The organism is Lacinutrix algicola (assembly GCF_001418085.1).
GTDB classification, from domain to species: Bacteria; Bacteroidota; Bacteroidia; order Flavobacteriales; family Flavobacteriaceae; genus Lacinutrix; species Lacinutrix algicola.
Window position 1 is genome coordinate 36,619 of record NZ_LIQH01000041.1, and the last position, 13,789, is coordinate 50,407.

16 protein-coding genes are annotated in these 13,789 nt (G+C 31.5%); 7 read left to right on the forward strand and 9 right to left on the reverse strand.

Annotation, left to right across the window (positions count from 1 at the left end; genetic code table 11):
• The first annotated feature begins 57 nt into the window (after positions 1–57).
• The gene (locus tag ASC41_RS14895) at positions 58–1,518 is read left to right on the forward strand and encodes an aminoacyl-histidine dipeptidase (protein WP_055437457.1); all 1,461 of its coding nucleotides are present in this window, start codon (positions 58–60) and stop codon (positions 1,516–1,518) included.
• 281 nt (positions 1,519–1,799) lie between these two features.
• On the opposite strand, the gene ASC41_RS14900 is transcribed toward ASC41_RS14895, so the two are convergent.
• From ASC41_RS14900 to ASC41_RS14920, 5 genes are all read right to left on the reverse strand, one after another.
• Positions 1,800–2,312, reverse strand: a complete 513-nt coding sequence (locus ASC41_RS14900) for a hypothetical protein (protein WP_055437458.1) — start codon at positions 2,310–2,312, stop codon at positions 1,800–1,802.
• 38 nt (positions 2,313–2,350) lie between these two features.
• Entirely contained in the window at positions 2,351–2,839 is a 489-nt protein-coding gene (locus ASC41_RS14905; RefSeq protein ID WP_055437459.1) for a hypothetical protein, read from the reverse strand.
• Between the two features lie 213 nt (positions 2,840–3,052).
• The gene (locus tag ASC41_RS14910) at positions 3,053–4,288 is read right to left on the reverse strand and encodes a peptidylprolyl isomerase (RefSeq protein ID WP_083477230.1); all 1,236 of its coding nucleotides are present in this window, start codon (positions 4,286–4,288) and stop codon (positions 3,053–3,055) included.
• Between the two features lie 9 nt (positions 4,289–4,297).
• Positions 4,298–4,840 (reverse strand): gliding motility-associated peptidyl-prolyl isomerase GldI, encoded by a 543-nt coding sequence (gene gldI, locus ASC41_RS14915; RefSeq protein WP_055437460.1) that lies wholly within the window; start codon positions 4,838–4,840, stop codon positions 4,298–4,300.
• Positions 4,833–5,852 carry a DHH family phosphoesterase gene (locus tag ASC41_RS14920; protein ID WP_055437461.1) on the reverse strand — a complete coding sequence of 340 codons (1,020 nt, stop codon included), beginning with the start codon at positions 5,850–5,852 and terminating at the stop codon, positions 4,833–4,835. Before ASC41_RS14920 ends, gldI begins: the two co-directional genes overlap by 8 nt.
• Before the next feature lie 90 nt (positions 5,853–5,942).
• On the opposite strand from ASC41_RS14920, the gene ASC41_RS14925 reads away from it, so the two are divergent.
• Both ASC41_RS14925 and ASC41_RS14930 read left to right on the forward strand, forming a co-directional pair.
• Positions 5,943–6,362: a nucleoside-diphosphate kinase gene (locus tag ASC41_RS14925; RefSeq protein ID WP_055437462.1), complete on the forward strand. Its 420-nt coding sequence runs from the start codon at positions 5,943–5,945 to the stop codon at positions 6,360–6,362.
• 103 nt (positions 6,363–6,465) lie between these two features.
• Entirely contained in the window at positions 6,466–9,030 is a 2,565-nt protein-coding gene (locus tag ASC41_RS14930; RefSeq protein ID WP_055437463.1) for a M4 family metallopeptidase, read from the forward strand.
• A 134-nt stretch (positions 9,031–9,164) separates the two neighbouring features.
• Here ASC41_RS14930 and ASC41_RS14935 read toward each other — a convergent pair whose 3' ends face one another.
• From ASC41_RS14935 to recF, 4 genes are all read right to left on the reverse strand, one after another.
• The gene (locus ASC41_RS14935; protein ID WP_055437464.1) at positions 9,165–9,356 is read right to left on the reverse strand and encodes a cold-shock protein; all 192 of its coding nucleotides are present in this window, start codon (positions 9,354–9,356) and stop codon (positions 9,165–9,167) included.
• A gap of 286 nt (positions 9,357–9,642) precedes the next feature.
• Positions 9,643–9,939 (reverse strand): DciA family protein, encoded by a 297-nt coding sequence (locus tag ASC41_RS14940; RefSeq protein WP_055437465.1) that lies wholly within the window; start codon positions 9,937–9,939, stop codon positions 9,643–9,645.
• 38 nt (positions 9,940–9,977) lie between these two features.
• A complete protein-coding gene (locus ASC41_RS14945) occupies positions 9,978–10,397 on the reverse strand; it encodes a hypothetical protein (RefSeq protein WP_055437466.1) in 420 nt (139 codons plus the stop codon).
• Between the two features lie 63 nt (positions 10,398–10,460).
• Positions 10,461–11,540, reverse strand: coding sequence for a DNA replication/repair protein RecF (gene recF, locus ASC41_RS14950; RefSeq protein ID WP_055437467.1), 1,080 nt, complete (start codon positions 11,538–11,540; stop codon positions 10,461–10,463).
• A gap of 126 nt (positions 11,541–11,666) precedes the next feature.
• Between recF and ASC41_RS14955 the strand changes: the two genes are divergently transcribed.
• The 4 genes from ASC41_RS14955 to ASC41_RS14970 all read left to right on the forward strand — a co-directional run bounded on the left by ASC41_RS14955 (position 11,667) and on the right by ASC41_RS14970 (position 13,786).
• Positions 11,667–12,446: a tetratricopeptide repeat protein gene (locus ASC41_RS14955; RefSeq protein ID WP_055437468.1), complete on the forward strand. Its 780-nt coding sequence runs from the start codon at positions 11,667–11,669 to the stop codon at positions 12,444–12,446.
• Positions 12,447–12,471: 25 nt separating this feature from the next.
• Entirely contained in the window at positions 12,472–12,954 is a 483-nt protein-coding gene (gene ribH / locus ASC41_RS14960; RefSeq protein WP_055437469.1) for a 6,7-dimethyl-8-ribityllumazine synthase, read from the forward strand.
• Between the two features lie 329 nt (positions 12,955–13,283).
• Positions 13,284–13,508 (forward strand): hypothetical protein, encoded by a 225-nt coding sequence (locus tag ASC41_RS14965; protein WP_055437470.1) that lies wholly within the window; start codon positions 13,284–13,286, stop codon positions 13,506–13,508.
• 5 nt (positions 13,509–13,513) lie between these two features.
• A complete protein-coding gene (locus ASC41_RS14970) occupies positions 13,514–13,786 on the forward strand; it encodes a hypothetical protein (protein ID WP_055437471.1) in 273 nt (90 codons plus the stop codon).
• Positions 13,787–13,789 lie beyond the last annotated feature (3 nt).

A 13,789-nucleotide genomic window follows, 5' to 3' on the forward strand; every position in this document is an offset into this window, starting at 1 on the left:
TTTAACATCACCACAAGTCTTTTTTGTACTTTTGCAATTCATAAAATAAAATAACAGATGAATTCAGAAATAAGAGCTTTAGAACCAAAAGAATTGTGGAACAAATTTGCCGACTTAAATGCAGTGCCGAGACCTTCTAAAAAAGAAGAACGTGTAATTGCTTTTATGAAGGATTTTGGAGCAAAACTAGGTTTAGAAACTATAGAAGACGAAGTTGGAAACGTTATTATTAAAAAGCCAGCAACTAAAGGAATGGAAGATCGTGTAACTACTGTTATGCAATCGCATTTAGATATGGTGCACCAAAAAAATGGAGATACTACTTTCGATTTTGATACTCAAGGTATCGAGATGTATGTAGATGGTGATTGGGTTCGTGCAAAAGGCACAACTTTAGGTGCAGATAATGGTCTTGGTGTTGCAACTATTATGGCTATTTTAGAAAGTACAACTATCGCGCATCCTGCAATTGAAGCTTTATTTACCATAGATGAAGAAACAGGAATGACGGGTGCTATGGGATTAAAAGGAGGCCTGCTTTCTGGAGGCATACTTTTAAACTTAGATACAGAAGAAGACGATGAAATTGGAGTAGGTTGTGCAGGAGGAATAGATGTTACTGCAACTAGAACTTACGAAGAGGAGGAAACACCAGAATTTAAAATTGGTTATCAAATTGTTGTAAAAGGTTTACAAGGTGGACACTCAGGAATGCAAATTCATGAAGGTTTAGGTAATGCAAATAAAATAATGAACCGTTTATTGTTTGATGGTTTTGAAAACTTTGGTTTACGGATTTCTGAAATTGATGGAGGAAGCTTACGTAACGCTATCCCAAGAGAAAGCAAAGCGATTGTTGCTATAGATGCTATGCACGAAGAGGCATTTAATACAGAAATGAGCTTACTTGCAAAATCTATTCAAACAGAAATGAAAACTATGGAACCGGATTTAGAGGTTGCAATTTCTAAAATAGATGCACCAGAAAAAATAATGGATCTAGGTGTGCAAGAAGGTGTAACACGTGCTATTTATGCGGCTTTAAATGGTGTGCATAGAATGAGTGCGGATATTCCAGAATTGGTAGAAACATCTAATAACGTTGCTAGAGTAATTATTAAAGATGGCGCTATTAAGATTGGTTGTTTAACGCGTTCATCGGTAGAGAGTTCTAAAATGGACTTAGCAAACATGCTACGTGCTACTTTTGAGCTTACAGGTTGCGAGGTTGAGCTGTCGGGAGATTATCCGGGTTGGACACCAAATATGGAATCTTCTATATTAAAAGTGTTAGATAACTTATATCAAGAAATGAATGGCGAAAAAGCACATATTGCTGCTTGCCATGCAGGATTAGAATGTGGTATTCTTGGACAGAATTATCCTGAAATGGAAATGATTAGTTTTGGACCAAATATTAAAGGAGCGCACAGTCCAGATGAACGTGCTCAGATTTCTTCGGCTAAAAAATATTGGAAATTTGTTTTAGAGATTTTGAAAAATATCCCTAAAAAATAATGTGTTAGGAGATTCATTTATTGAATTTCTAAATAGTACAAAATAGAAAAGCACAGTTTTAGGACTGTGCTTTTTTATTTTATATGAATTTTGAAGAGGTTTGTTTAATGTTTTGTTGATATAAAATCGTTTCAATGTTTTATATCATACGTTAAACGAAGTTCGACTATTTTTTTTAGAAAGTCAAGTTTTTAGAATAAGCAGTTTAGTGTTTATTAAGCTATTAAAACAAGTTGTTATTAATAGTTAAATTAAGGTTTGTGAGATTGTTTTTATATGATTTAGATAGGACTTGCCATGACATAGTTTAAATCGTTATATTCAAATTCTCCATTTTTATTAATGTAAAATCTCAAATAACTATTAGATTCTCTAAATTGAATGTTCTGTATAATGTACCAATGTTCTTTTTCTAAATTAATTGGCAGTTTTTCGTAAGTTTTATTGCTAGTAGGTTTTTCTAAAGTCCATTCGTAAAAGTCGTTTTTAATGTTAAAATAGAGTTCGTTTTTATATTCAAATGTTTTTTTATTCAAGAAATGTTCCTCCTCACCATGATTGTAATGAGATGATATACCTTCGTTATTAATTTTTAAGCGCGCTTTTTCAATTATAGAGTATAAGAGAGGAAATGACTTATTGTCTTTTTTTAATCGATTGTCTTTTACTTTAACGATTACTAATCCGCTTTTAATTCCTCCTTTTATAAATAATCTATTTTCGTCAATTTCAATATTTTTTTGACAAGATAAAATTAAAGTACATACTACTATTATTAGGGTTAGATGCTTCATTTAAATTACTAATAATGTTTCGTTGATATAAAATTGTTTCAATTTTTAGAACGGTTTTGTGCATAGTATTTTTCTATGTCATTTTCAGTTTTCTTAAGTCTACTAAAAGTCCACTCTCCAATTGTGTGCTGTTTTAGTATTAATTGAGAATCCTTGTCGTTAATTTCTAGTTTTAGGTAAGGATTGTTTTTACCATTTGGAATTACTTCTGTTGTAATTTTCGCGTTAGTAAATTGTTGGTATTTATGTTTTCCGTTTTTCTGCCATTTTAGTTCTGTTATTGTTTCTGAAATACATATCGAATACAGATATATTGTAGGACTAAAAATAAATTGTGACACTAGAATTAAGGTAAATAAAACTGTAATTATTTTTATAGTTAGCGTGTAATTGTCATTCAAATTTGGTGTTACAAATACAAAGAGAATAAATGCTAAAAAGAGAATTAATAAAATAGATAAAATTGATTTTAGAATAAATGTGTTGAAATTGTGCGGCTCAATTTCTAATTTTAATTCTTTTGGCATAGTGTTTTAATCAAGTTATACGAAGTTAGAGTATTTTTTTGCAATTTCAAGTTTGAGAAATAAATGGTTTTATTACTTTTTTTTTAGGTTACTTGCTTTACTAAAATATTTAAAAGAGTAGTAGTGGTTACTTGCTTTTAAAGAGATAATTAAAAACATAAAAAAAGCCTCTCAAAATTAATTGAAAGGCTTTTTTATTAGATATGTTAAGTATTATTTAGCAATACCTTCTATTTCGATATCAAAATATAAATCTGTGTTTCCAGGAACTCTTGGTGGGCGTCCGCTTGCTCCATAGCCTAAATAACTAGGTACGTAAACTCGTGCTTTATCTCCAACATTCATTCTTAGCATTGCTTCTCTAAAACCTGCAACTAAACCTGCAGATTCGTTATAAATCATAGGAAAAGAATTGTAAGCACCACCTTTTTCTTGTTGCTCATCGTATTGGTTTAATTTTTTAGCAACTTCAACATCGGTTGTGTAAAGTAAGTTACCATTCATAAAGTAACCACTTGTTTTAATTAATACTTTATCTGTACTATTTGGTTTTACACCATTAGCAGTTTTGTTAAGTATCATTACCATTCCAGTTGGAGACTCAAAAATGTCTCCAGCTAATTCTGCATTAGCTTTTTTAAAGTCTTCGGCAGCAGCTTTAGATTTTTCTTTAGCTAATTCAACTTCCTTCTTTTGCATATCTTCTAAACGTTGAGGTAAAAGTGGTTCTAACTCTGTAAATACTTTAGGCGCATCGAAAGCTTTAGCGTCTTTTCCTTTACGAATGATTGTTACTTTGTTTATTACAACATCTTCTAAAGGTTTGTTAAGAGTACTTCTGTCTTTAGAAACGGCAACGTTAGAAATAGAATCTTGTACTTCTAAACCTTTTACTAATTCTCCAAATACTGGGTGACAACTTGTACCGCCAGCATTACAGTTTTTTAAACTACCGTCTGCAGTAAAAGCATCTAACCTTTTAAAAGGTACTTCGGTAATAAAAAATTGAGAACCGTTTGTGTTTAAACCTCCAGAGTTAGCCATAGATAGAATTCCTGGTTTGTCGTGGCTTAAAGTAGTATCGAATTCGCTGTAGAATTTAAATCCTGCGCTTCCAGTTCCTCTTCCTGTTGGATCTCCACCTTGAATCATGAATTTATCCATAACACGGTGAAAAATAATACCATCGTAAAAAGGTTTTCCTTTTAAGTCGCCTTTTAAACTTGGGTGTGTTCCTTCTGCTAAACCAACAAAATTGGCAACAGTTACTGGTGCTTTTTTGTAAAATAATTTGGCAACCATTGTACCTTTAGTAGTTTCAATTTGTGCATACAATCCATCTTCTAAATCTGGATATTGATTTTTGTCCTGGCAAGAAGATGCACTCATGCTTACCAATGCCAATAAGACAAGGCTTAAAAATTTCATAGTGTGTTTAATGTTCTTCATTTTTAGTAATTATTGTTTTTTTGTAATTGAGTTTACTGTTACTTGGCTAATTATAGGTGTGTTTCTACCAATCTTGTTTTCGTCTCCATAATAACCATATGCTTTTTGAGATGGAAATATAAAGGTATATGTTTCTCCCGCTTTCATTAGTTTTAAACCTTCGCGTAAACCAGTAAAAAGTTCTTCTTGGTCCATTGCATAGTTTCTGTTTTTTAATTCTGAAGCCGAATATATAACTTGTCCGTTTAAAGTAGAAATAGAATAGTCGAAATTAACGATATCGCTAAATTCTGGTAATTTAGAATTATTAACACTAACCAAAGAGTCTTGAGAAAACCAAAAGCCAAATTCTGAAGCTTTAAATTCCTCATTAGTTTGTGCTTTAATATAAGTTTCTATTGCTTTTTCCTCAGCTTCGTAAAGTTTTTTGTTGCGTATAGCAGATTCTTCAATAAAAGAACCCGTTTTTACAGTTTCTGGTTTTCTTGCTTCTGGTGATTTACAAGCAAATACACAGGTAAAAGCAAAGAGTAGAACTATAAATTTATTCATTGTTAAGGGCTTTACTATAAGTTGGTAATATACTAATAAATTTTTCAACGGTCTCTTCTAAAGAAGTGTCACTTTTGCCACCAGCAGCGTTTGTGTGACCTCCACCTTCAAAATGAGCACGAGACAACTCGTTAACAGAAAAGTTACCTTTAGAGCGTAAAGATATTTTAATAATACCTTGTTTTTTATCTTCAATAAAAATGGCTGCCAAAACAGTATCGTTAAGAGATAAAGCATAGTTAACAAAACCTTCTGTATCTCCTTTTTTATAATCTAAATCGCGTAACTCTTTTTGAGATAACGTAATATATGCAGCTTTATGCTCTGGCAATACTTTTAAATTACTTAAAGCACAACCTAATAATTGTAAACGGTTGTAGCTATTAGTATCGTAAACATTATTATGTATTGCAGTGTTATCTGCACCTTTGTCTATTAAGTTAGCAATAATTCTATGTGTTGTACTTGTTGTAGAACGGAATCTAAACGATCCTGTATCTGTCATTATTCCAACATAAAGGCAAGTTGCTATTTGTGTATTGATTTTGTTTAAAGCATCAAGTTTATCTAAAAAATGATATACCATTTCACAAGTAGAACTCATAGACACATCGCTAAACATATATTTTGCGTAGTCGTCTGGTTGCTGGTGATGGTCAATCATTATTTTTAAAGCATTACTATTAGCTAAAACAGTTTCCATATTACCAGTACGGTGAAAAGCATTAAAATCTAAAGTAAAAACAACATCTGCATCGTTTATTAAAGCTTCTGTTTCTTCTTTTTCGATTTCATGATTTTTAATAGTTTCTACACCTGGTAGCCATTTTAAAAAATCAGGAAAATCGTTAGGAGCAATAATTTTAGCATCGTGATTAAGTTGTAATAAATAATGTAATAAGCCTAATGTAGAGCCAATTGCATCTCCATCTGGGTTTTTATGCGGTATAATTGCTATTTTTTTTGGTGTCGATAAGAGTGCTTTTATCTCTAAAATATCTTGTATAGTCATAGGTTGCGAAGATACAATTTTTTAATATTGAATATTATTGTTTATAAATAGAATTGTACTACTTTTGCACCAAATTTATAAAAAATTAAAATGGCAACAAATAGAACATTTACAATGCTTAAGCCTGATTCTGTTGAAAAAGGAAATATTGGAGCAATCTTAGAAAAAATTAATGCTTCTGGTTTTAGAATCGTAGCAATGAAATTAACGCAAATGACTACAGCTGATGCTGAAGCATTTTACGCAGTACATAACGAAAGACCTTTCTTTGGTGAATTAGTTGAGTACATGACACGTGGTCCTATAGTAGCTGCCATCTTAGAAAAAGATAACGCTGTTGATGATTTTAGAACTTTAATTGGTGCTACAAATCCAGCAGATGCTGCAGAAGGTACTATTCGTAAACTATATGCTGCTTCAATAGGAGAGAATGCTGTACACGGAAGTGATAGTGATGAAAATGCTGCAATTGAAGGTGCTTTTCATTTCTCAGGAAGAGAGATGTTTTAAGACTTTTAAACGGTAAAAAACACATATTTAAGCCCAACTTTAACGAGTTGGGCTTTTTTTGTACCTGATAATCAAGTAATTTAGCAAGACTAAAAAAAAATCTATGAAAATTATTAAAAGTCTACTCTTAGTTTGCTTTTTGTTTTCAGCTTTTTCTCAAGCGCAAACTACAGAAAGAGCTATTGAAAATTTCAAACAAAAAACGAATGCCTTTGTTACTATTAACAAAGATTCTAATGTCCCTAAGTTTATTAAATTCTCGAATGATAATCCTTTAAAACTGAATGGCAATTCGCTTGTAGAAAAGGCACTCAGTTTTTTAAATGAAAACAAATCTATTTACAATATTAAAAATGTTAACGGTATTTTTAAATTAGAAGCAGAACAAGTGGATAATTTAGGGCTTAAACGTGTTGTTTTCAGTCAGCAATATAATGGAGTACCTATTTATGATGGGAAATTATTATTTCATTTCAATATTGAAAACAATTTAACGGCTATAAACGGTAATTATATTACAGATATTAAATTGAATGCAGTTGCTAGTTTATCTAAAACAGAAGCAAATACAATTGCTATTCAAACTATAGAAAATCAAGGTATTAATAATTCTGGTGATGTGCTAGTAGCACACCAAAGTAAGTTGTATGTTTTTCAAAAAGGATTAGGACAAGGTTTTAAAGGTGCTAATTATCTGGTTTATGAAATAGAAGTAAGAAACAACAACGATGTAAGAGAGTTTGTATTTGTAAACGCACACAATGGAAGTATTGTGGAACAGTTTACAGGTATTGCACATGCTTTAGATCGCGAGGTTTTTGAAAATGATTTATCAAATACAGTTTGGGAAGAAGGAGATCCTTTTCCTGGAGCCTTAACAATATGGCAAAAAAATGAGGTAGAAACTTCGGCACATATGTATCATTTTTTTAATAACACTTTTGGTTTCGAATCTTTTGATGGTGCAGGCGGAAAAATGCTAACCATAAATAACAATCCCAATGTAGCAAATGCAAGTTGGAATGGTACGACTACAAATTATAGAGACGGAACTGCTGCAGACGATGTTATTGCTCACGAATGGGGACACGCCTATACAGAATATACGAGTAGTTTAATTTACGCTTGGCAATCTGGAGCTATTAATGAGTCGTACTCAGATATTTGGGGAGAAACCATAGATTTAATTAATAATTACGAAGATGCTGGAGAAGACTTTTCTTTAAGAAGTGGTTGTAATAGTTCAGACAGATGGAGAATGGGTGAGGATGCTACATTTTTTAGTGCTCCAATTCGTGATCTTTGGAATCCTAATTGTAATGGGCATCCAGGGAAAGTTACAGATGGACAGTATTGGTGTAGTGATGGAGATTCCGGAGGTGTACATATAAATTCAAGTGTTCCAAATCATGCTTATGCTTTATTGGTTGATGGAGGGAGTTATAACGGACAAGTAATTACTGGTATTGGTTTTACAAAAGCGGCTCATATATTTTGGAGAGCACAGAGCCAATATTTAACAGGAACAAGTAATTTTACAGACTTAGCAAATGCTTTAGAAGCTTCTGCTAACGATTTAATAGGCACTAACCTTGAAGGTTTATCTACAACTGCTGCTACGGCAGGACCTTCAGGAGAGATAATTACAGCTTTCGATGTGCAACAAGTTGTAAGTGCCGTATTAGCAGTCGAATTACGTATAGAGCCGATACAATGTGGTTTTACACCTATTATTGGAGATGCTCCTGCAATTTGCGATTCTGGAATAAATAATCCAATCTTTTTCGAGGATTGGGAAACAGGAATGACAGGTTGGACTGTTGAGCAAGTTGCATCGACTGTAACTTGGACAGCAAGAGATTGGCAATTAGAAGCAACACTTCCAAATGGGAGAGTAGGAACTGGTATTTATGCTGTAAACGCGCCTATAGGTGATACCTATGGAGGAGATTGTGCTACAGATTTTCAAAATGGAATCATGAGATTGGTAAGTCCCGAAATTACAATGCCAAATATTACAATAGGTACTTTTGAAATGGCTTTTAATCATTATGTTGGAACAGAACTTAACTGGGATGGCGGAAACATTAAATATAAAATAGACTCAGGAGCTTGGTCTAATTTACCTACTGCTGCATTTATTAATAATGGTTATAATGGATTATTAGAAACAGCAGGCGCAGGAAGTGATAATCCTATGGCAGGTCAAGCTGCTTTCACAGGTACAGATCCTGGTTCTAATAAAGGAAGTTGGGGAATGAGTGTTATCGATTTATCGTCTTTAGGTGTAACTGCAAATAGTATGGTAAGTTTTAGATTCGATTTAGGAACAGACGGATGTAATGGTCGTGAAGGTTGGTTTTTAGACGAACTAACGGTTTATAACTGTGATTATTCATTATCAGTTTCAGAGTTTGATGCAATAAGTAACTTTGTTAAAGTGTATCCTAATCCATCAAACGGAACTTTTAACTTAAAGAAAACAGGACAAATAAATTTAGTGAAAGCCGAAATTCATGATATTAACGGTCGTTTTATTAAAACGGTAGATTTGTCTAATATGAACGAAACTAAAGCAATCGACTTATCGAACGCTGCTTCAGGATTGTATTTTATGACCGTTGTTTCTCAAGAAACTAAGAGTGTTATTAAATTAATGAAGCAATAAAAAGAAGTAATATAAAGTAAAAAAGCGCAACCATTGGTTGCGCTTTTTTTTTGTTGTTGAAGTAATAGTATTAAAACAAAAAAAGCTCACTAACAGTGAGCTTTAACTTGTAATAAAGTAAATTGAATATATAATTATACTACTTTTACGTTTACTGCGTTCATACCTTTTTTACCTTCTTGAAGGTCAAATTCTACTACGTCTCCTTCACGAACTTCGTCGATTAATCCAGAAATGTGTACGAAATGGTCGTTGTCTGATCCTTCTTCAGTTATAAAACCGAATCCTTTAGAATCATTGAAAAATTTTACTGTGCCTTGAGCCATTTTAAAAAATATTAAATTTATAATAAGTAACAAATATAATATTTTTATTAAAGAATCTGCTTTTATTTTTTTGATTACAATTTAATAATATTGATGTATCTCTCTTAATTACAGATTGATACTGCGTCAGTTTTAAGATTAGTGTTACATGTTTGTACTTGCAAGCTCTTTAATATTGCAGATAAAACTAAATAAAGCTTTATTTGTTTTTCAAGTTTTAATATTTTTTATATTAAAACTAAAAGAGAATATAAGTCTATTTAATGGTAGCTTTTTTATTGTAAAACTACCTTAATACTATCTTTTTTATTAAATCTTTCCCTAACTCTTCATTTAGCATTTTAACAATTTTATCTTTTCCGTAGCTTAATTCTTCTCTTAAAGCACTAGAGCTTAATTGCACATAAAGTGTTTCGTTTTTTATATCTACAGAAGTTGTGTAGTTATTTACACCATTACCCATTAAATTTGTCCAGGCATCACGAACATTAACTTTATCGAGTCCTTTTTCTAGTTTATTACTTTCTACAAAATCTTGTAGTGCGTCTTGAATGTTTAAAATACTATTGTTTCTTTTTGCCATGCTTAATTGTCACAATTTTTAAGTGCCGAAGTTTTTTATTAATTTACTGTAATAGGAACAAAACGTTTGTATAAATATACATCGTTCTTTTGGTTGATAATTTTTAACTGACTTTTATTTGCCATTAAAACGGTTTCTTTCCATTTAGAAAATTCTGTAGAATAATATAAATTTAAACTATCGTTTTCTATTTTTAGTTCTAGAATTTCAGCATCCTTTGATGTTTCATATTTACCATCAAAACGAGGATTCATTTTTTTTCTAAAACCTTTTAAATCATCACCAATAGAAATATAATCTACCGTTTGGTTTACATTATAGTCCTTTTTTGTGCCATTAGATAATGATACACTTTCAATTTCCCAATAACCATCAAGGTGTTTCATTGAGTCTTCTGGGTTGTTAGAGCAACTAAAAACGATAATAGATACTAATAAAACAAAAATATTTTTCTTCATAGTGTGAATTTTATATAATTAAAAGATTGCCACGTCGTTCCTGCGTCACTTCTCGCAATGATACTACAACTTAAAAATCTCATAAGATTGATGTACTTGTTTTACGGCTTTTTCTGTTCTTTCAGCATGTGTATCGCTAATAAATAACTGTCCGAAGTTTTCATCGTCCACCAATTTTATTATTTGTGTTACACGTTCTTCATCTAACTTATCGAAAATATCATCTAACAACAAAATAGGATTAAAACCACTTTGTTGTTTTATAAAATCGAACTGTGCTAATTTCAACGCAATTAAAAACGATTTTTGCTGTCCTTGACTACCAAACTTCTTAATAGGATGGCTATCTATATTAAAGATTAAATCGTCTTTGTGTACACCAACACTAGTATACTGCACCATTTTATCTTTATTAATAACTTGCATAAGTAATGTGTTTAAATCTGTTTCAAACAAATCACTTTTATAAACTAAATCTACAACTTCGTTACCATTACTAATGGCTTTATATCTAGCCTTGAAAATAGGGATAAAGGTTTCTAAAAAAGTATTTCTTTTATTAAAAACACTAGTACCAAAATCTGTTAATTGGCTATTGTAAACTTCTAGAGTGTCTTTGTTGAAAGTGTTGTTAAGCGCAAAATATTTTAACAGACTGTTACGTTGCGCAAGTGTTTTATTGTATTTAATTAAATCGTCTAAATAGGTTTTGTCGCTTTGCGAAATAACGCTATCTATAAATTTTCTTCGGGTATCGCTTCCTTCTGTAATTAAATCTCTATCGGCAGGCGAAATTATAACCAAAGGTAAGAATCCAATATGCTCGCTAAACTTATTATAAGCCTTTCCGTTACGTTTAATAACCTTTTTTTGACCGCGTTTTAGGCTAACTACAATCTTTTCAGATTTATTTTCCTTATTATAATCGCCATTTACAACAAAGAATTCTTCGTCATGTTTAATGTTTTGCGAGGCTACAGGATTAAAATAACTCTTACCAAAAGAGAGGTGGTAAATAGCATCTAAAATATTTGTTTTACCTACGCCATTGTTGCCAACAAGACAATTTATGGTGTCGTTAAAAATTAGAGATTTGCTCTCGAAATTTTTGTAATTTACTAAGGAAAGTGATTTTAAAATCATAGACTATTTTCACAAATGATGTAGCTGTTATTTTTACAAATATATGTGGCTTGCAAAATAACAAATAAATAAGCTTTTATATATGAAGAAATATTTTATTTTTGCGAGGCATAAATAAAAATATACATGGCAACTTATAAGAAAAGAGGTTACAAACCAAAAACGGAAAAAGAACAAGAAGTTATCGAGCAAGACTTGGGAGAAAACTCAACAACTGCGGAAGTATTTGATGCCTTAGATGAGACAGCTTCAAAAACAGAAGACTTTGTTGCTGCTAATCAAAAATACATTTTCATTATTATTGGAGTTGTAGCAGCTTTAGTTTTAAGTTATTTAGCTTACACTAAATTAGTTCAAGAACCAGCGAATGAAGATGGAATGAACGAAATGTACCACGCACAAAAGCAATTTAACGATGCTGCAAATGGTATTTCTAGCGATTCTCTTTACAATGTAGCACTTAAAGGTAGCGAAGGTAAATATGGTATGTTAGATGTTATTAAAGAATACAGTGGAACACCTGCTTCTAATTTAGCAAACTATTACGCTGGTATGGCTTACTTAAACTTAAAAGATTATAAAAATGCAATTACGCATTTAGATAAATTTGAAAGTGAAGATCAAGCAGCTGGACCTATGGCAAAAGGATCTATTGGTGATGCTTTTATGCAATTAGAGCAACCAGAACAAGCTTTAAAGTATTACTTACAAGCTGCAAAAATGAGAAATAACGAATTAACTGCACCTACATACTTTTACAAAGCTGGAATTACTGCTTTAAATTTAGGAAAAGCTTCTGAAGCTTTAGGTTATTTCAATACAATTAAAGATACTTATCCTAATGCACCTGAAGCTGCTTCAGTTGAGGTGTTTATTGGAAAAGCACAAGCAATGTCAAACAAATAATTTATCGCTATAGCGGAAAATAAACATGGCAACATTAAATAATAATTTATCGGAATACGATAAAGCATCAATCCCAAACGCGAAAGACTTTCGGTTTGGGATTGTTGTTTCAGAATGGAATGACAATATAACAGAAGGTTTGTATAAAGGCGCCTATGAAACTCTAATCGAGCATAACGTATTGCCTGAAAACATAACACGTTGGAACGTTCCTGGAAGCTTTGAGTTAATATACGGTTCTAAAAAAATGCAGCAACAAAATGTAGATGCTGTTATTGCAATAGGAAGTGTAATTCAAGGTGAAACTAAGCATTTCGATTTTGTTTGTGAAGGTGTTTCTCAAGGTATAAAAGACTTAAATATACTGCACGATGTGCCAGTAATTTTCTGTGTATTAACAGATAATAACGAGCAACAAGGTATTGAGCGCTCTGGTGGAATTCATGGAAATAAAGGTACAGAAGCTGCAGTAGCTGCTATTAAAATGGCAGTTATTAGTAAGTTATAGTATTTGTCTTAAGTAAGTTTGTATTCTGTTGTTAATCTATTAGATTTTAAGCAGAATTCAATTTTTTTTACAGTTTAAGGAAGTATAAAAACTGTCTTTTCTTTAGGAATAAACTTTTGTGATAACTAAATGAATCTCAGTAATATTTTTGTGTTTTATATTAAAAATTGAATGTAAAAGTTCTTCGTTTTCAATATAGACTTAACAAGTAATCAATCTTTTTATTTTGCTTTTGGCAAGTATCTGTTAACAAATTTAGCATTTCATTATATAAATTCTTCTGTATTTTCAGTACTTTTGAGTGTATTTCAATAGTATAAAATAACACTGTGTTTAATAATAGAAAAAACAAAACGTTTAATTATAATTCTAGGTTTTCTAAAGACGAAATCAAGGATGCTAAAACGAATTTTGATGCTAAGCGAGAGATGACTTCAGAGTGGAAGCGCACTAGAAAAACAGGAGCAGGTAAGCGAAAAATTGGTTTACCATTACTACTTTTGTTATTGGGCATTATTATTGCAGTTATATATTATCTTGAAAATAAACTATAATTGTTATGGGACTTAAACTAAAACAAAATAAGCGTTATAATTATAAGCCTCGTTTTTACAAAGGTGATGGAAGTCCGTTTGCTATGAAAGGTAAATTTGATTCTGAACGCTCGACATTAGAAGCTTCTGGAGGTCTTAAAAAACGAATGTTAAAAGCTGTAGATGAATATCAAAATTCACCAGATAAAGCAGTTAACAGGCGTGTGTTAATTATTGTTTCCGTTTTAGCTTTAATTTTTCTTTTTATAATCGATTTCGATCTCACTATATTTTTTTAAGCT